Origin of the sequence: Phormidium sp. FACHB-1136, from assembly GCF_014697375.1 — a bacterium.
Classification (GTDB): Bacteria; Cyanobacteriota; Cyanobacteriia; order Phormidesmidales; family Phormidesmidaceae; genus Nodosilinea.
The window spans coordinates 40526-57699 of the sequence record NZ_JACJRS010000029.1 but is presented as its reverse complement, the minus strand read 5'-3'; the positions used below and the strand labels follow the sequence as shown (position 1 = coordinate 57699).

Below are 17174 nucleotides of genomic sequence, written 5' to 3'. Positions count from 1 at the left end.
TGCTTCTGAAGCTCTTGCTTTTCCTCTGACGTTAGATAGTTTCTGACTCCCATGGCTTATTCCAGAATTTTAATGTATTATACGCAGTTTAGATGACTAACAGCTTATTTGGTGGGCAACAGCAACGATAAGGTGACCTTCCCCACCCTGGGCGATGTGCTAGAAATGGTGTCCCAAAATATCTTTTTGGACTTTACCTCCGGCTTTAGCCAGTACAAAAAACTGGTGCGGGATAATGTCCGTAAACACTGGGCCAGCCCCGATGCTTTGGGCTATCCCCAAAACTTTATGAGCTTTGGGTTGTCGAGCATTCAGTTTCCGGTGGAGCGGGTGTTGAATGCCTGTTCGGCGCGGCTGGCGGGTAAGTTGGTGGACTGGTGGAGTAACCCCACTCCAGCCCCTTCGGCCATGTCAGACTTGATTCGTACTGAGATTCTCCCCGGTCTGTTTTTGGCAGAATCCGAGCACGACCACCAGATCATCGACAGCATCAGCATGGGCGACAACAAAAAGCCCTACGCCAAGGAGGTGGCGGACTGGGCAGCGGGCATCCGCAAGCGCCGCAATGATTTGAATATTCCCTTCGAGAACCTGCAACGATTTATCTCCAACGAGCAGGAAAAATACGCCCCCCACTTCCACGACACAGGCACCGACCCCAAACGCTGGAGCGACTACTTCCAAAAAATGTGGGACAACCTCAGTTGGCTGATTCCCGAAAAGCGCAAGGAACTGCGGGCCACGGTCTATCAAATGGTGGAAGACCGCTTCCGGGGGCCGAAGTTTACGCGGCAGTTTTTAGAAGTCCTGATCGAAGTGTTTGCCGACTTCCGCAGCAAGTTTGATCAAGATCGTCAGAAAAACTGGTTGCCCAAAGAACGCTCCGCCCAAAACGCCCTGCAAACCTTGCTGAAGCAGATTGATAATCATGCTCAGCAAATGCTGATGCTCAATCGCAAAAAAGTAATTGAAGACGATTTCCAGTCCATTATGCAAGCCCTGGAACAGGTGTATGTTTCCAAGGTGGAGGTCAAAGCTCGCACCCTGGGGGTGATGCTGCTGGATGGGTTGCGGGAGGAAATCGATCAGCTTTTGGTGGATCTCACCGCCTTTGAAACCGTCCTAGCCAGCGTGCAGATGGAACTCCAGGATAAGGAGCGCGTCTACACCCGCGAAACCGGGGGGCTGACGGTCAACGGCATCTTGCTCTACGACGAAAAGGAAATCGACGCCGCCTACGCCAAAACTGTTTCTGACCAGGAAGAAACTCTCTGTCAAACCCTCTCCCAAAACGTACTCGAAGAACTGCGTCTGCGCCTGTTTGATCTCTACCAGTTTGATACCCTCAAAACCAAAGATCTCTACGAACGGCTCTTGGGTCAATCCATGGAGGTGTTCCGTCGTCGCAGCCAACTCGACATTTCCACCGCCCGCAAATTCCTGGAACAATACCCCACCGTGGAAATGCAGGAAGCCCAAATCAAAACCACCTTCGAGAAGTCCGAAGCCTTTTTGCGCCTCAGCCAAGAGCAGAAAAAACTAGGCTGGGACGACAAACTAGAGAAGTACCAAAAACTGGTCGGCATCCAGGGCGGCAGCAAACCCACCGACCCCGCCGTATCGGCCCTGTTGCCGATGATTCGCAAAACCAGCACCGTCACCGACAAGGAAATTCGCCCCCTCAACGACCCCTACCACATCTATTTTGTCCAAGAAACCGGAGCCTTCCCCCTGCGGATGATTGAGGGCATGGAACGGATGCGATCCCTCTACCGCGCCGTTTCCCAGGCCGACCACAACCCCCTCCACACCCACCAAGACTATCGCCAGTTTGGCGACATCATGCCCGAAACCAGCAACGAACGGCAGGCCCGCTACAACCTCATGCTGGCCAACGCCTTGGGTCTGGTGCGCGAGGAAGAAAACCGGGTGACGGGCTTTGCAGAAATCAAATTCACCTACCGCGACAAGCTGACGGGCTTCGACAAAACCGACGTGATGGGAACCACTTGGGAAGAGGCCGAAGACTTCCTCCTCACCGACCAAAACCGCCGCCTCGCCGAAACCCTAGACAATGCCATCCGCGCCATCGGCGAACAGGCTGCCACCAAACCCCAAAAACAAGCCCTCTACACCCAGGTGATGACCTACCTGAAACAGCAGGAACAAACCCTCCCCGGCGGCCCCGACAGCGACGACTACAAACGCATCCAGGCGGCGATTTCCAACTTCGTCACCACCCATCGCCTCTTCATTCCTGGCGAAAATCCCCAACCCGCCGTCGCCATTCCCAACCCGCCTGCCCCCGTGACCCCAACCCCTGTGGCCTCTACCCCGGTTGTACCAGCCCCCGCCGTGGCCACCCCAGCCGCCGCGCCCGTCGCCTCCGCCGATGAGAATCTGGGCAAATACGCCAAACTCGTCGAAACCTGTTACCGTCGCGGCAATCCCTCCACTACGGAGCTAGAACTGCTGGAGAAATTCCGGGTGAAGTATGGGGTTTTGGTAGAACAGGCAAATGCGATTGCGGCCCAATACCAACCCCAAGACACCATCGAACAAGCCGCCGCTGAATATGCCCTAATGTTCCGCGCTTTCATCGAAAATGATGGCGACATTGACCTCGAAGAACAGGCCCAACTGCTGGAACTTCAGGAAGAATTGAGCCTGACCAATGAACAGGTAGCTATTATTGAGGAGAACGTGCGATCAGAGTTGGCTTAGGGCCACACCGAGATCCCAGGGTTCTTTAAGAGCCTTGGGATCTCAGCTACAAAAATGTACCGTTTGATCAGCTATACAGGATCTTAATGCGATGAACTATTCTGAAGCAGAACAGAAATTAAAGAAGATTTTTGAATCTCAAAACTATGAGATCTTAGTCCAAAAAGGGCTGCGCCATGAAAAACATCGTTTAGCTTATAAGTGCTCTAACGGATCTGAGATTCATATTAGCTACCCTGGCTTAAAGACAGGATTTAGATACGGCAAGGTCGTCTATGATTATAGAGTTGATCTTGTTACCCCAGATTTTAAAGTCTCACTTTCTCATGTCAATATTATTGTAGATATCTACAATAAATGTCTTCATGGATTTGATCCTGAAGTTATGAGAAAACTTCTTGTCGAAGTAGCACAGAGAGGTCAAATTAGCTTCTCTGAAGAAGCTGAAGTTAGAGATTATTCTCTTCGTCCTGTTCATAAGGCTATCCTTAGACGTGCTGAAGAGGTTCATGCAAAATTAGGTAAAACTTACAATCCAACGGCTAATCAAAAAGACTTAGGCTTTGATGAATTATTCAATTCGATTTTTTGGATAGTCCTTCAAGAAGACATTAACTATCCCATGCCAAGGTTTCAGGGCAGAAAAATGCCTTTCGCACGGTATCTTGAGGCACTGCATTGCTTTCAGGACAACAAGCATAAACACAAGCTAGGCGAGGTTATGAAGCGAGCTTTAGTAGAAGGTCGGCCGCCGCAAGACTGGAGTGATATGAGTTATGCTTTTCGAGATCAAATTTATTAGTACTTTCTCTTCATAGAAATTAGTTATCTACGGGCAAAGGAATTGAGTATCCTGATCCTAAGATGTGTGCAACAAAATTAGTACGAGCATAGAAGGCTCTTGATGTGCTTCCGTGCCCCTGTCCCTTAGTTCTAGGCTGAACAAGCCTTCCCATTTTGCCACTAAGCCTCAAAAATCCTTCCTCTTTAATGGTGTTTCGGACAAGTTCATAGTCCGCCTTTACTTGATTGAAAATATCAGGATCGTCAAGATCAAAGGAAGCTACTGAATGCACTAAGGATCGATTATCGTTTTGACTTTCAAAGACACGGGCCACAACAACAATTTTCTTTAATTTGTTGAATAAGTGGCTTTCCTCAAACTCTTTATTCACAACTTCTACAGGATCAATCATAGTGATAGCCATCGTTTCCTTTACTCTAAGTTTTCCAGTCTTTCGAGCTACTAACGGCACCAATTTTAGTTCCCAACTACCGAAATTAGGAGAACGAGAGGAATTGAGAGCCAAGCCTAAGTAACGTTCAATAGTATGGCCAGCCCAGCCTTTATTTTTCTTTCCTTCTTGACTCCAGACCGTGACGTTAAATTGATCTGCTAATTGTCGGAGATCTTGACCTATCAGTGTTGTGAGTCTAGCTACTGCATCTACTCTTTCCATAAATGTCCTTGCTTTAGCATAGGGGGGAGTTTGACCTCAATAGGATTAGACAGTCGCTTGATGGATAGTTCAGCATGACCTGCATCTGCTTCGCAACCAATAAACTTTCGCCCCAAGGCTAAAGCTACAACTCCAGTAGTAGAAGATCCTGAAAAAGGATCAAAAACTAGATCTCCAGGATTTGTACTTGCACGAAGACATCGTGAAACAAGTTCGACAGGTTTTTGTGTTGGATGTTTACCATATAACTTTTCGCCCTTGCTAGGGGCAGACATTCTCCAGACATTTTTCATTTGCTTGTCGCCATTTTCGGCTTTCATCTCCTCATAATTAAATGTGTAACGCTCTTTCCCTTTACGTGCTTTTGTTGCCCACAAGATTAACTCTGTTGAATGAGTGAAGCAGCGACATCCTAGGTTAGGAGGAGGAGCAGATTTTTCCCAGATAATATCATTTAGAATACGAAAACCGATTTGCTGCATAGCAAAACCCACTGATGGATATACGTGCAGAGTCCCTGTTACCCATATAGTTCCTGTTGGCTTAAGCAGTCGATAGCAAGCCGTCAACCAAGTTCGATTAAACTCATGATCTAAGTCAGCGCCTTGGCTACGATCCCATTCACCTTTATTCACTTTAACCATGCGTCCAGAGACACAGGTAATTCCATCGTTAGAAAGATTATAGGGAGGATCCGTCCAGATACAGTCTACACTCTCAGCAGGTAGTGAGGCCATAAGATCCAAGCTATCACCATGATAAAGCTGGGAAGCTCCATCACTGGATTTCCAAACTAATGATGGCTGAATCATATCGACGTGGATCTGTTCAACTGGCAACTGCGCTGTCATTAGACTTACTTCTGTATCAACATAAGCTACACACACTATCTGATATGAGATAGGATTAGAATTATAATACTTTTCTGTATTTTTGGACAGACACCCTTAATTGCGTGCTATCGTTTTCAGTTCAAGAGTCCACCGCTTGAGTCGCTAGAGCTACCAATAAACGAAGAATCAGCGAGATGTGAAACCTCATGCTGCTGATGTTTGTTACTAGAATCTCACCAACTACTGGCAATACCTAATTTCTAAACATCCCAAGATTTCTATTTGAGGATATCTTGTTTACTGCTAGAAGTATATACACAGAAAGAGGTGAGCTATGCCAACTGAAATCCAGAAAATTTATACCCATATTCTATCAACATTATCCTCTAAAGAGCAATTACAACTAGCCACGCTAATCCTAAATAACCTAGTTCAAGGAACCGTCGGTGTAGACGACAGCGATACCTGGACAGAACAAGATCAGCTTGATCTCGCCACATTTTCCTTGCAATATGCCATGACTACATTTCCCGACGATGAGGAGATAGCCGAGTGAGCTTTAACCCAGGTGATATAGTAATCGTTGACTTTCCTGGCGTAACAGGCATTAAACGCCGCCCAGCCGTTGTATTATCTTCCAACGAGTATCACGCCATTCGTCCAGATATCATCATTGGCCTCATCACCTCTCAAACTAAAAGGCTAGGCACCACAGACTATATCCTCCAAGATTGGGAATCCGCAGGATTAAGGGTGTCATCCGTTTTCCGTAGTTTTATCGTGACATTACCCCGCTCCGATAACCTGGTTGTGGTTGGTCATGTGTCGGAACAAGACTGGCAAGGCATTACAGCCTGTCTTAAAGTTGCCTTGGCTCCAATGGATAATCAATAATCCGTTGAAATTTGAAACCTCCACACTGCTATATGGAGATGTTCACCAAGCCGAACTGCACTGGAATGAAGCCCACGGGGTAGGTCGGCACAACATGAAGGTTAAGCGTATCCTGGACTAAAACTGATGTATACCGTAGATTCAAACATCAAATTCGCCATCTGTATCGCCGCTGAAAAAGATAGCGATCTGGAAGCATGGAAGATTTATCGAGTCTTGCCAGATACAAAAGCCGCAGAAGTCGAATGCCTACGAGTCATTGACGAATCTGGTGAAGACTATCTTTATCCACAAAAACGATTTGTGATTGTGGAATTGTCCAAAGAAGTTCAAGAAAGGTTGCTAGCAACCATCGAGAACCGAGAATTACTTTGACTGAAAAACTTTCAATATTTCTAACCACTCACTTGACTTAAATTATACGGGCACTACAAACTGGGAACAAATGAAGTCTCAATATAAACTCGGTCAGTTTGTACAAGGTAAAGTTGAATTTCATATACCCTTTGGAGTTTCTCTCAAGATAGACGAATCTCCAGTCAAAGGATTAATTAAAATTCCTGATTTCTTAGATGAGGGAGAAATGAGTGGATCGATGTATCCAGAAATTGGTACAACTGTAGGTGCCGTTGTCGTTGGCTATAACGATAGCAACTGCCACGAAATTTACCTCAGTGCAAAACCCAGTATTCTACACAAAGCACTTGTTCCCCTAAAAATTCGGCAGAACGCGCCTTGCGTCCCGCCGTGATTTGGCGGCGCACCAGTTTTGGCGCTCAATCCCAGGCGGGCAGTGAGTTTGTCGCCCGTATGTTGACGGTAGTCACCTCCTTGCAGGCCCAACAGCGCGATGGGTTGGACTTCTTGACCCAGACCATTCAGGCCGAACGCTTTGGGCACGAGCACCCTGACCTGCGGCCTCAACCCTCGGCTGAGGATGAAACCCCTTTGGCGGCGTAGCCCCCTGAATCTTTACCAGGTTGCGTCGGTTTCCAAAGCCCGACCGAAGGAGCCGAAACTGGGGCCAAGTAATGCCAGATTGAACAATGCGCTGATCGGTAGCGGGGGCTTGCATCGTTCAGATTGGTAGTGAACCATCGGCTGCTCTTTCCTAGCTTGGCTTCCGATTGACGTTAGGCGGCGGGGCGACTGACAATCCCCGACCATTGCACCTGCTTTTTCCCAGTGCGGCGGTAGGAAAAGAACTGATCCGGTTCTTGGAAGGTGCAGTGGGGGGCGACGGAGATCTGATCGCGGCTGAGGCCGAATCGCATGAGTTGCCACACATTTACCTGGCGTACATCTAACCGCGCCTTACCCGGTTCAGGGTCGGGGAGGATGGGGGAGTGGTCTAGGGTTTCTAGGTGATCGACGAGGGTGGTATCGTCCTTGGTATGGTGGGTCTCTGGGGCAATGGTTCGGCCCACTTCAGCCGCAACGGTGGTGGCAACCTGGTACACCGATCCGTCTATGGCGGGGCCAATGGCAACGCGCAGATCCTTGAGCTGGCTACCTTGGGCCTGCATCTTGGCGACCGTGTGGAGCACAATTTCGAGCGCTGTGCCGCGCCATCCCGCATGGATCGCCGCCGTGTGGCCCGTGGCGCAGTCGCCAATCAGCACCGGGTTGCAATCGGCTGAGCAGACCCAGAGTGCCTGGTGGGGGGCATCGCTCATCAGGGCATCGGCTTCGTGGTGTTGGGCCTCCGGTGGAATCTGGGCCATCACGGTGGGGGTCAGCACTCGATTGCCATGCACCTGCTTCACCCGTTGCACCGCCGCCTGGGGATGGAGAACGGGAGTCAGATCTTCGGGGGTCTGGGGCCAAAAGTGGCGAGTAAAAAAGCCGTGGGGCCAAGGGTTGAGTAACTCACAGGTCAGGAAAGCTTGGCCATCCTGAGAAATCCATTGCCAGGGGGAAGAGTGCATGGGAGAACGCTAAGACAGGCCAATGACATATTTTCTCCATTCTTGGTGCACGCCGCTGTGGATTTGGCGGGTAACTTCAAAATAGAGACTGCTATGGGGTTTGCGGGGTTGGCTAAAGAGGGGCATTTCGGCCTCCCTGGGGGTGCGGTTGCCCTTTTTCACGTTGCAGCGCACGCAGGCGGTCACCATATTTTCCCAGGTTTCGCCGCCGCCGCGAGACCGAGGGATGACGTGGTCTAATGTCAGCCCTTCGCCGCCGCTATAGCCGCAGTATTGGCAGGTATGATTATCCCGCTGAAGCAGGTTGCGACGGGTGAGGGGGATGTCTTTGTAGGGCACCCGCACATAGTGGCGCAGGCGAATCACCGTGGGCAGCGGAAACCCAGCATAGATATACTTGCCGTTGTGTTCTAGCTGTTCGGCCTTGTCTTTAATTAGCAGTACCGCAGCGCGTCGCCAGCTCGTGATATTAAGTGGCTCGTAGGAGGCGTTGAGTACCAAAACCTTACTCATCCGCGTCTGTTGGGGTAGGTAAAAGATTAGCCCGATGGTAGCACAGAAGCCCAAGGACGGGGTTTGCGGCAGATACCCTGTGGGTGAACAAAAAAGCGCGACTAGCGAATTTAGGGCGCACGTACCCAAGTCTTTCTACGGCTGAGCGCGATAGATGATGGGACTCCGAGCCAAGATCTCGACTAGGTGAAACAAGACCCAAAAAACAGTCCTCCCATGGATGAAAGGACTGTTTCTCTCTAACTAGACGTTCTAACTAGACGTTGCGGACTAGGTTGGATTAGCTACGTCTGGCTTTAGCCCAGCAAAGCTTTGGCCTTGTTGACCACGTTTTCCACGGTGAAGCCAAACTTCTCCATCACCAGGCCACCGGGGGCGGAAGCCCCAAAGCGATCCACGCCAATCACATCACCTTCGGCACCCACGTAGCGGCACCAGCCCATGGTGATTCCGGCTTCTACGGCAAGGCGCTTGGTAACGGCCTTGGGCAGCACAGATTCTTGGTAGGCGGCATCTTGGGCGTCGAACAGTTCCCAGCAGGGCATGGAGACCACGCGCACCTGGGTACCAGCGGCCCGTAGTTCCTTGGCGGCATCCACACAGAGGCTCACTTCGCTTCCGGTGCCGATCAGGATCAGGTCGGGGGTGCCGTCGCAGTCATCCACCACGTAGGCCCCCTTGGCCACGCCCTCGATGGAGGCACCGGGCAGGTTGGGGAGGTTTTGACGGCTGAAGGCCATCAGCGTGGGGGTCTTGCGATGCTCTACGGCCACCTTGTAAGCTCCGGAGGTTTCGGTGCCGTCGGCGGGGCGAATCACCAGCAGGTTGGGGATGGCCCGCAGAGAGGCGATGGTTTCCACGGGTTGGTGGGTGGGGCCGTCTTCGCCCAGACCAATGGAATCGTGGGTCATCACGTAGATGACGCCAGCCTGGGACAGGGCGGAAAGGCGAATCGCCGCCCGCATGTAGTCGGCAAACACCAGGAAGGTGGCGCAGTAGGGGATCAGGCCAGAGTTGTGCAGGGCGATGCCGTTGCAGATCGCACCCATGCCGTGCTCCCGCACGCCGAAGCGTAGGTTGCGATTTTCGTAAGCGCCCTTTTGGAAGTTGCCGGAAACCTTCATCTCCGTCAGGTTGGAGTGGGTGAGGTCGGCGGAGCCACCGATCAGCTCAGGCAGGGCCGGAGCCAAAGCGTTCAAGGTCATCTCGGAGTTCTTCCGGGTGGCCAGGGCCTTGTCTTCCGGGGTGTAGGTAGGCAGGCTATTGGCCCAGCCTTCGGGCAGCTTGCCGGAGAGCATCCGCTCAAATTCGGCGGCTTCGGTGGCGTACTTGGTGCGGTAGGTGGCGAGGGTCGCTTCCCATTCGGCTTGCAGGCTGGCACCGCGCTCCACGGCCTTACGCATGTGGCTGAGGGCATCTTCGGGAATTTCAAAATCGCCGTAGCTCCAGCCCAGATTTTCGCGGGTGAGCTTGATTTCGTCGGCCCCCAGAGCGGCACCGTGGACACCAGCGGTGTCTTGCTTGTTGGGGGAACCGTAGCCGATGGTAGTGGTGACCTTGATCATCGATGGGCGATCGGTCACAGCCTTAGCGGCTTCGATGGCCTTGGCGATGGCCTCTAGGTCGGTGTTGCCGTTTTCCACGTGCTGAACGTGCCAACCGTAGGCTTCAAAGCGCTTGGCCACGTCTTCGGTGAAGGCGATGTCGGTGGAACCATCGATGGAAATATGGTTGTCGTCGTAGAGGGCAATCAGTTTGCCCAGACCCAGGTGACCCGCCAGGGAGCAGGCTTCCCCAGAAACACCTTCCATGTTGCAGCCGTCGCCCAGGATGACGTAGGTGTAGTGGTCTACCAGGGTGGTGTCGGGCTTGTTGAACTTGGCGGCCAGGTGCGCTTCGGCCATGGCCAGACCGACGGCATTGGCAATCCCCTGACCGAGGGGGCCAGTGGTGACTTCCACACCAGGGGTTTCAAAGTTTTCGGGGTGGCCGGGGGTGCGTGCGCCCCACTGGCGGAACTGCTTGATGTCGTCCAGGGTGACGCTGTCGTAGCCCGTCAGGTAGAGCAGGGCGTATTGCAACATACAGCCGTGACCCGCTGATAGCACGAAGCGATCCCGGTTAAACCACTGGGGGTTCTTGGGGTTGAACCGCATGAACTTGTCCCACAGCACGTAGGCCATGGGAGCCGCACCCATAGGCAGACCGGGGTGGCCCGACTTGGCCTTTTCCACGGCGTCAATCGCCAAAAAGCGAATGGAATTAATACAGAGTTCTTCTAGGGATTGGGTTGCAACAGCCATAGTTTCAACAGCTTAACGACGGGTTTATTCGGAGCAGCGGACGAGGAACCAGAAAATCTCGGAATCAGAGAATCGACGACAGAAAAACGAAACCAAAACCGACAAACACGACAACACACCTTGACTACCCAAGGCCATCCACAATTGCCCTCGCCTTCAGCAGACCGTTCAACCGGGCAATTGTCAACACCTTCACGAGGTAGAACCGACCCAAGACGGCTCCTAACGCCAAATCTTTAGGTCATTATACCTATGCTTTTGTAACTCTAGCTACGGTACTTCCGGAAAGCTAGGGTAACATTGTGGCCCCCAAATCCAAAGGAGTTGGACAGCGCCACCTCAATGGGCATGGGCCGACTTTGGTTGGGCACGTAGTCCAAATCGCAGTCGGGATCCGGGTTATCCAAATTCGCCGTGGGAGGAGCTACATCGTTCGCCATGGCCAGACAGGTCGCGACCGCCTCGATGCCACCAGATCCACCCAGCAAGTGCCCGGTCATCGATTTGGTGGAACTCACCGCCACTTTATAGGCCGCTTCCCCCAAGGCGGTTTTGATCGCCTGGGTTTCGGTGGGGTCGTTGGCTCCGGTGCTGGTGCCGTGGGCGTTGATGTAGCTAATTTGATCCGGCGTCAGTCCCGCATCCTTGAGGGCCATGCGAATACAGCGGGCCGCGCCTTCCCCACCGGGGACGGGGGCAGTCATGTGGTAGGCGTCGCAGGTCATGCCGTAGCCCACCATTTCGGCGTAGATAGTGGCTCCTCGGCTAAGGGCGTGTTCGAGTTCTTCGAGGATCAAAATGCCGCAGCCTTCGCCGATCACAAAGCCGTCACGGTCTTTATCAAAGGGACGGCTAGCACGAGTCGGCTCATCGTTGCGGGTCGATAGGGCACGGGCGGACGCAAATCCAGCTACGCCCAAAGGCGTCACCGCCGCTTCCGTCCCGCCGCAGATCATCGCCTGTACGTAGCCCGTTTGAATCAGCCGAAAAGCATCGCCAATGGCGTTAGACCCCGCCGCACAGGCCGTTACGGTACAGGTGCTTGGCCCCTTGGCTCCGGTGTGGATTGCCGTTAGCCCAGCGGCCATGTTGGCGATCATCATCGGAATCATGAAGGGGCTACAACGGCTAGGCCCACGGGTGAGGTAGATTTCCTGCTGGTCTTCCAACACCTTGAGGCCACCGATGCCTGACCCGATGCAGGTACCCACCTGCTCGGCATTCAGATCAGTAATTTGCAGGCCCGAATGCTGAAGGGCGCGTTGACTGGCGATCACCGCAAACTGGGAGAAGCGATCCATCCGCTTAGCGTCTTTCTTGTCCAGAAAGTCGGTGGGGTCAAAGTTCTTCACTTCCCCGGCAATTTGGGAAGCATGGTTAGACGGATCAAAATGGGTGATCCGAGCAATGCCGCTCTGCCCTGCCTTCAGCCCCTCCCAATAGTCCGCCAGACTATTGCCGATGGGGGTGATGGCATCCATGCCAGTGACAACAACACGCTTGAGTTCAGAATGAGCCATGACCAAAGGTGGATGAAAAATAGAACCAAGCCCCACGCAGGATTAATGCCCAGCGGAGGCTAGATTCGATGACGTTTTAGTAAACAGATCAATGAGGTTGCTTACCGATGCAGTCGGCTAAACCTCAAGAAGCTAGGAACAATGGCCTAGGCAGACTTCTCGACAATGAAGTTCACGGCATCTTGGACGGTGGCAATGCCCTCAGCGGCGTCATCGGGGATCTCGATGTCGAATTCCTCCTCTAGGGCCATCACCAGCTCAACGGTATCCAGGGAATCTGCGCCCAGATCGTTGGCGAAGCTGGCTTCGGGCTTCACGTCAGCCTCATCCACACCGAGTTGCTCGCTGACGATTTTCTGAACCTTATCAAAAACCTCTGCACTCATAGGACTCCTACGCCTCTCCTGGAAAATATATTGGACAACAGAAAACCTTATCACCTAGCGATCCGAATTCAACCTCAAGGATGGCTAGCCCCGGCACTAAGGCAACTTGATTTTGGGCATTGTTCCATACTACTCGTAAAGCGTCCCCCTTAAAATCAACTCATCACGGGGCGGGAGGATAGGCACGATGCCGTTGGTAACGTTGACCCAGGGACATCTAAAACTGTTGGAACTCTGCCCCCGACGGTTGCAGTACACGCATTTGGATCAACTGGCGGCTCCTGAGGATCCAGAAATGCTGGAACGGCAGCGGTGGGGCACCCGCTTTCACTTGGCCATGCAGCAGCGGGAATTGGGGCTACCCCTGGAACCCCTGCTAGCCCAGGATCCGGAACTGGCCACGGCCATCCAAGCCCTAGCGGAGCAGTCCCCCGACTGGTTTGGCCTTGAAAGCAACCCAACCGAGCCAGAAGTCCTGCGCCAGAGCGAACATCGCCGCAGTTTAGCTTGGGGATCCTATGAGTTGACCGTGGTGTACGACTTACTACGCCTGACCCCCCACAGCGGTCACATTATTGACTGGAAAACCTACCGCCAGCGACCTAAGAAATCTCAGTTAACCCAGGACTGGCAAACCCGCCTCTATCTCTATGTGCTAGTGGAAACCACCGACCTCGACCCGGCCCAACTGTCGATGACCTACTGGTTTGTGCCGCCCCCCTCGGCGGGGAAGCCCAAGGCGGTGGATCGTCCTGGAGCCGTTACCCTGGCCTACTCACTGAATAAGCACCGCCACACCGCCCGCGATCTCCGCCGTTTAACTCGCTATTTAGATGATCTTCTCGCCGCCAAGAATTTTCCTAAAGTCGATACCGCCCTAGGCCACTGCCTCCGCTGCCCCTTTGCCCTGCGCTGCCAGCGAGCCGCAAGGCCAGCGGATCCTCTGTTGTCTCCCATCCCGACCATCGACACCATCGACGAAATTCCGATTTGATACGCAAGTCGGCTGGTGTGGCTCTAATATCAGCGAGTGGGGAGACCTCACCCCTACCGCCTTATCGTTATTCTGATTGACTCCGATTAAGTCTACTGTTTAATAGCCGAGTGAGAGTGTAATAAAGCAACGGTCAACTACTACCTAATGTAACCCCTAACGTCTATCCCATCCTACCGATCCAGCGAATCATACTGTTCCCCCACCCAGGGCAGAGCCGCGAGGTCTTCAAAGGTGACCTAGCGTTCTTTGTCGAGGGCTTCGATGCGGCGTTTTTCGGCGTAGATTTGGCTTTGGTCGTAGGCGAATGGTTCGGAATCGGCGGCGCAGTCGGTCTTTTCCCAGAGGGCGAGGAAACTGAGGTCAACCAATGGCCGCAGATGGGCCGCTAACCGCTGGCTTGCATGGCTCGCTGAATTGTCGCCAAGCTCTGGCGAGAGCCAATAGTGTAAGGATGATCAGGGCCAAGGACTTCTTCTTGAATGCTGAGCGCCTCAGACATCAGGGTCGCAGCCCCTGAAAAATGCTTCATATAGGCATAAAGTACAGCCAAGTTATTCAGACTAGCAGCAGTATCAGGATGACGTTCCCCTAGCACGGCTTTTCTAATGTCTAAGGCTTCGGTGTAGAGAGGAGCGGCATCTCCATAGCGACCCATTGACTTGTACAACTCTGCCAAGTTATTTAGGCTAGTAGCAGTGTCAGGGTGGCGATCTCCCAGCACGGCTTTTCTGATATTTAGGGCTTCGATATAGAGGGGTTCGGCTTTCCCATAGCGGTTCATCAACTTGTACAGTCCTGCCAAGTTATGAAGGCTGGTAGCGATGTCAGGATGGCGATCTCCCAGCACGGCTTTTCTGATGTCCAGGGCTTCAGTATGGAGGGGTTCCGCCTCTTCATAGCGGCCCATCGATTTGTACAGCACTGCCAAGTTATTCAGACTAGTGGCAGTGTCGGGATGGCGTTCGCCCAGTTTGATCTTATGGATGTTCAAGGCTTCGATATAGAGAGGTTCCGCCTCTCCATATCGACCCATCGCATAGTACAGACCTGCCAAGTTATTCAGGCTAATAGCAATATCGGGATGGCGATCTCCCAGTACGGCTTTTCTAATGTCCAGGGCTGTTATGTAGAGGGGTTCCGCCTCTACATAACGGCCCATCGACTTGTATATCAATGCCAAGTTATTCAAACTAGCGGCGGTGTCGGGATGGTGATCGCCCAATGCCGATTTCCTGATCTCCAGAGCTTGGATGTAGAGAGTTTCAGCATCCCCATAGTGGCCCATGGTGTAGTACAGACCTGCCAAGTTATTCAGACTTTGGGCGGTGTCGGGGTGGTGTTTTCCTAGGGTGGCTTGCCGCAGGTCTAGGGCGTTGCGGTAGGCGGTTTCGGCTTCGGGGTAGCGGATGGCCTGTTGGTAGGCTTGGCCGAGGCTGGTGTAGAGGCTGGCCAATAGGGGTGAGTGGGGATTTTGGGCAGTAAGGGCGGCGATTTGGGCTTCGAGATCTTGGGGGACGGCTTGGGTGGTTGGGGTGGTTTCGGTGGAGGTTAGCCGTAGCTCTGGGGTGGGGTCGGGGGATGGTTGAGGGGTTTCTGGGGCCGAAAACTCGAACACGCCGCCCCGCCAGCTCCAGAAATCGGGGGCCTGTTGGGCTAGGGTGGTGGCCATCGCCGGAGTGACCCACAGGACGACGGGAAACGCAAATTGGCGCAGTCCTTCCCTTGTCCACTGCACCGAGAAAGAAAATTGTTCCTGGGCGGATTTGCTGTCCTGGAGCCGAATGCCCAGCAGTTCATCGGCCCCCAGTACCGTCACCAAGACTGGAGAAGTGCCCGTCGATAGGGTGGGATCTTCTGCAACCAAGGTTTGTAAGCAGGCTTTGAGGCTGGGCTGCTGTCGATCTAAGCGAACTGTAGGGCAGAAAACGCCTTCAGCCATGAGTTCTTGGGTGTAGGCGCGGATGAGGGCATCTCGGTAGGGGCGGTAATTACAAATAGCAATTAACAAATTGAACTGATGGGGATTGGCCCGCACCGACCAAAGTAACCGCCGGAGTTGGCGATTATCCTCTGCCGTTAGGTCAAGGGTAGGGGCAGAATTAGGCTGTTTCATGGTGCAATAGTCGCCCCTTTTGTCGCAATAATCCCACCACAATGGGATGAACATCGTACCAGAGCGCATCATTGATGTACTCCAGCACCATTAGGCCATGGAGTAGCTTTACAAAGCCAGGATCGCTTGTATCCGCCGCATCCGCCGTTTCATAGATTTCTACGAGTTGATCATACAAATCACTGCCAATTTGCCGAGAAAAATCATTCCGCAGATTGCGAAGGGCAGCGGCCAAAATATCAGCATCAATGGTTTGGTCAGTCTTATCCGGCTCTAGTTCAAGCTGCACCATGCATTCCGTACAGCATTCCCGCGCAATGCGTACCAATTCTCGCACCACACCACCACTGTGCAGCACCATTTCACGGGCAATATCGGGTTCTAGAAGATCAGAAGGGAGGCGTTTTTCTAGAATGGTCAAAAATTGCTGGAAGGTTTTGGCAATGGGGGCTACGTTTGGGTCACGACGCTGTTCCTTGGGGAAGAATTTGGCGACAGGAAAAGGATGAACCCGAACGATCCCTTCGGAATTGAGAGCGCCCACAATTTGGGGTTCTTGGGTTGCCGATACTGGGATGGTAAAGACGATCCGAAACTGTGGCGAGAAGAGGGATTTGATATTCTGACGATAAATTTCCTCAACAAGGGACAAATCCAGTTTATCGAGGTCGTCAATAATCACTAAGACCTGCTGCTTAGTAGCAATTTGAATGGCGGCGACAATCCGATCACACTGCCCTACCAGGTCAGAGATTTTTTTGCTGAAGGTTTTCTCCAACTCTTCGCGAAAGCTACGTTCCTTTTGAAGACTGGCCTGGAAGATTTGTAGCCAATTGCCCCCAACTCCCAGGCTACCACCATGGCCTTGGGTCGTGACCTGGGTTTTGACCGTGTCATTCCAGCCCAAAATGGTCTCTCGAATATCCTTAGCAATCTTGACCTTCGCCTGATCGGCATAGTCCAGCAGCATCAGGGCGATGGCGTACAAAATATTGGTGTGGGTAATGTCCGAGAGTTCAATCAGGTCGGCAATGGAGAAAAACACCACGGCCTGATCATGGTTAGCGGCCATGTCCAGCGCCAACCGTTTCAGCAGGGTAGATTTGCCACAGCCCCGATGCCCTGCGAAGACAAACTTACCGTTGGCTTCCGAGGCTTTGATCTCCTGACGCAGGCGGATCATCACCTCCAGGCCATAGTCCACCCGGAAGCGGGCAATCGTATCAGGCTCCACCAAAGGAAAGAGATCGAGATCCCGATAGGCTTGCTGAAATTTGGCGAGCAGGGCGTCATCCATCGCAGTCGTTACCTCAATACCTTATATATTAAGGGCTGTTTCGCCGCTGCTGCCCATCGGCTGCACCGCCGCCCATGCCATTGCTACGGGAGCCATGGGTTGCCGCCAGAAAAATTCCTTGCCCGCTAGTATACCCGCCCCGTCCTTGGGCTGACTCCCATGGGCTGAAGCGACCGCTTAAGAGAGCCCAGGACTAGAAGTCCAAG

At 52.7% G+C, this 17174-nt stretch carries 17 protein-coding genes and 1 pseudogene; 8 read left to right on the top strand and 10 right to left on the bottom strand.

Annotated features, from left to right (window positions below; all coding sequences use genetic code 11):
• The first annotated feature begins 111 nt into the window (after positions 1 to 111).
• Positions 112 to 2724, top strand: coding sequence for a tubulin-like doman-containing protein (locus H6G62_RS11040; RefSeq protein WP_347239335.1), 2613 nt, complete (start codon positions 112 to 114; stop codon positions 2722 to 2724).
• Between the two features lie 91 nt (positions 2725 to 2815).
• Positions 2816 to 3526: a hypothetical protein gene (locus tag H6G62_RS11035; protein ID WP_190495028.1), complete on the top strand. Its 711-nt coding sequence runs from the start codon at positions 2816 to 2818 to the stop codon at positions 3524 to 3526.
• Positions 3527 to 3545: 19 nt separating this feature from the next.
• Here the strand turns inward: H6G62_RS11035 and H6G62_RS11030 are convergent, their stop codons facing one another.
• Positions 3546 to 4184: an MvaI/BcnI family restriction endonuclease gene (locus H6G62_RS11030; RefSeq protein ID WP_190495027.1), complete on the bottom strand. Its 639-nt coding sequence runs from the start codon at positions 4182 to 4184 to the stop codon at positions 3546 to 3548.
• Entirely contained in the window at positions 4172 to 5035 is an 864-nt protein-coding gene (locus tag H6G62_RS11025) for a site-specific DNA-methyltransferase (protein ID WP_199324901.1), read from the bottom strand. The genes H6G62_RS11030 and H6G62_RS11025 overlap by 13 nt, the downstream gene beginning before the upstream one ends.
• A gap of 316 nt (positions 5036 to 5351) precedes the next feature.
• Here H6G62_RS11025 and H6G62_RS11020 point away from each other — a divergent pair, with 316 nt between their 5' ends.
• The 5 genes and pseudogenes from H6G62_RS11020 to H6G62_RS27340 form a co-directional block, all read left to right on the top strand.
• Positions 5352 to 5573, top strand: coding sequence for a hypothetical protein (locus H6G62_RS11020; RefSeq protein WP_190495023.1), 222 nt, complete (start codon positions 5352 to 5354; stop codon positions 5571 to 5573).
• A complete protein-coding gene (locus tag H6G62_RS11015; protein WP_190495021.1) occupies positions 5570 to 5911 on the top strand; it encodes a type II toxin-antitoxin system PemK/MazF family toxin in 342 nt (113 codons plus the stop codon). Before H6G62_RS11020 ends, H6G62_RS11015 begins: the two co-directional genes overlap by 4 nt.
• Positions 5912 to 6037: 126 nt before the next feature.
• A complete protein-coding gene (locus H6G62_RS11010) occupies positions 6038 to 6286 on the top strand; it encodes a hypothetical protein (RefSeq protein ID WP_190495020.1) in 249 nt (82 codons plus the stop codon).
• A 70-nt stretch (positions 6287 to 6356) separates the two neighbouring features.
• On the top strand, positions 6357 to 6662 hold the full coding sequence (locus tag H6G62_RS11005; RefSeq protein ID WP_190495018.1) for an RNA-binding protein: 306 nt from the start codon (positions 6357 to 6359) through the stop codon (positions 6660 to 6662).
• Positions 6629 to 6871 (top strand): annotated as a pseudogene (locus H6G62_RS27340) (IS66 family transposase); the annotation flags it as partial. The gene H6G62_RS11005 and the pseudogene H6G62_RS27340, both read left to right, overlap by 34 nt.
• A 173-nt stretch (positions 6872 to 7044) precedes the next feature.
• Here the strand turns inward: H6G62_RS27340 and pgeF are convergent.
• The 5 genes from pgeF to acpP all read right to left on the bottom strand — a co-directional run bounded on the left by pgeF (position 7045) and on the right by acpP (position 12561).
• The gene (pgeF, locus tag H6G62_RS10995) at positions 7045 to 7839 is read right to left on the bottom strand and encodes a peptidoglycan editing factor PgeF (protein WP_190495017.1); all 795 of its coding nucleotides are present in this window, start codon (positions 7837 to 7839) and stop codon (positions 7045 to 7047) included.
• Positions 7840 to 7848: 9 nt separating this feature from the next.
• Positions 7849 to 8352: an HNH endonuclease gene (locus tag H6G62_RS10990; protein WP_190495015.1), complete on the bottom strand. Its 504-nt coding sequence runs from the start codon at positions 8350 to 8352 to the stop codon at positions 7849 to 7851.
• A gap of 296 nt (positions 8353 to 8648) precedes the next feature.
• Complete coding sequence (gene tkt, locus H6G62_RS10985) at positions 8649 to 10655, bottom strand: transketolase (RefSeq protein ID WP_190495013.1); 2007 nt, start codon at positions 10653 to 10655, stop codon at positions 8649 to 8651.
• 266 nt (positions 10656 to 10921) lie between these two features.
• Positions 10922 to 12175 carry a beta-ketoacyl-ACP synthase II gene (gene fabF / locus H6G62_RS10980; protein ID WP_190495011.1) on the bottom strand — a complete coding sequence of 418 codons (1254 nt, stop codon included), beginning with the start codon at positions 12173 to 12175 and terminating at the stop codon, positions 10922 to 10924.
• 146 nt (positions 12176 to 12321) lie between these two features.
• A complete protein-coding gene (gene acpP / locus H6G62_RS10975; protein ID WP_190495009.1) occupies positions 12322 to 12561 on the bottom strand; it encodes an acyl carrier protein in 240 nt (79 codons plus the stop codon).
• A 187-nt stretch (positions 12562 to 12748) separates the two neighbouring features.
• Between acpP and H6G62_RS10970 the strand changes: the two genes are divergently transcribed.
• Positions 12749 to 13555 carry a PD-(D/E)XK nuclease family protein gene (locus H6G62_RS10970; RefSeq protein WP_190495007.1) on the top strand — a complete coding sequence of 269 codons (807 nt, stop codon included), beginning with the start codon at positions 12749 to 12751 and terminating at the stop codon, positions 13553 to 13555.
• Between the two features lie 239 nt (positions 13556 to 13794).
• On the opposite strand, the gene H6G62_RS28320 is transcribed toward H6G62_RS10970, so the two are convergent.
• From H6G62_RS28320 to H6G62_RS10960, 3 genes are read right to left on the bottom strand one after another with little or no spacing between them, the layout of a single operon-like run.
• Positions 13795 to 13926 (bottom strand): hypothetical protein, encoded by a 132-nt coding sequence (locus H6G62_RS28320; RefSeq protein WP_277883019.1) that lies wholly within the window; start codon positions 13924 to 13926, stop codon positions 13795 to 13797.
• 17 nt (positions 13927 to 13943) lie between these two features.
• A complete protein-coding gene (locus tag H6G62_RS10965) occupies positions 13944 to 15671 on the bottom strand; it encodes a tetratricopeptide repeat protein (protein WP_199324899.1) in 1728 nt (575 codons plus the stop codon).
• Positions 15658 to 16968, bottom strand: coding sequence for a P-loop NTPase fold protein (locus H6G62_RS10960; RefSeq protein ID WP_190495004.1), 1311 nt, complete (start codon positions 16966 to 16968; stop codon positions 15658 to 15660). Before H6G62_RS10960 ends, H6G62_RS10965 begins: the two co-directional genes overlap by 14 nt.
• Positions 16969 to 17174: the final 206 nt, after the last annotated feature.

Coding starts and splice junctions, on each gene's coding strand:
- H6G62_RS11035 (WP_190495028.1), top strand. CDS start 2,816: ATGAACTATTCTGAAGCAGAACAGAAATTAAAGAAGATTTTTGAATCT.
- H6G62_RS11030 (WP_190495027.1), bottom strand. CDS start 4,184: ATGGAAAGAGTAGATGCAGTAGCTAGACTCACAACACTGATAGGTCAA.
- H6G62_RS11025 (WP_199324901.1), bottom strand. CDS start 5,035: ATGACAGCGCAGTTGCCAGTTGAACAGATCCACGTCGATATGATTCAG.
- H6G62_RS11020 (WP_190495023.1), top strand. CDS start 5,352: ATGCCAACTGAAATCCAGAAAATTTATACCCATATTCTATCAACATTA.
- H6G62_RS11010 (WP_190495020.1), top strand. CDS start 6,038: ATGTATACCGTAGATTCAAACATCAAATTCGCCATCTGTATCGCCGCT.
- H6G62_RS11005 (WP_190495018.1), top strand. CDS start 6,357: ATGAAGTCTCAATATAAACTCGGTCAGTTTGTACAAGGTAAAGTTGAA.
- pgeF (WP_190495017.1), bottom strand. CDS start 7,839: ATGCACTCTTCCCCCTGGCAATGGATTTCTCAGGATGGCCAAGCTTTC.
- H6G62_RS10990 (WP_190495015.1), bottom strand. CDS start 8,352: ATGAGTAAGGTTTTGGTACTCAACGCCTCCTACGAGCCACTTAATATC.
- tkt (WP_190495013.1), bottom strand. CDS start 10,655: ATGGCTGTTGCAACCCAATCCCTAGAAGAACTCTGTATTAATTCCATT.
- fabF (WP_190495011.1), bottom strand. CDS start 12,175: ATGGCTCATTCTGAACTCAAGCGTGTTGTTGTCACTGGCATGGATGCC.
- acpP (WP_190495009.1), bottom strand. CDS start 12,561: ATGAGTGCAGAGGTTTTTGATAAGGTTCAGAAAATCGTCAGCGAGCAA.
- H6G62_RS10970 (WP_190495007.1), top strand. CDS start 12,749: ATGCCGTTGGTAACGTTGACCCAGGGACATCTAAAACTGTTGGAACTC.
- H6G62_RS10965 (WP_199324899.1), bottom strand. CDS start 15,671: ATGAAACAGCCTAATTCTGCCCCTACCCTTGACCTAACGGCAGAGGAT.
- H6G62_RS10960 (WP_190495004.1), bottom strand. CDS start 16,968: ATGGATGACGCCCTGCTCGCCAAATTTCAGCAAGCCTATCGGGATCTC.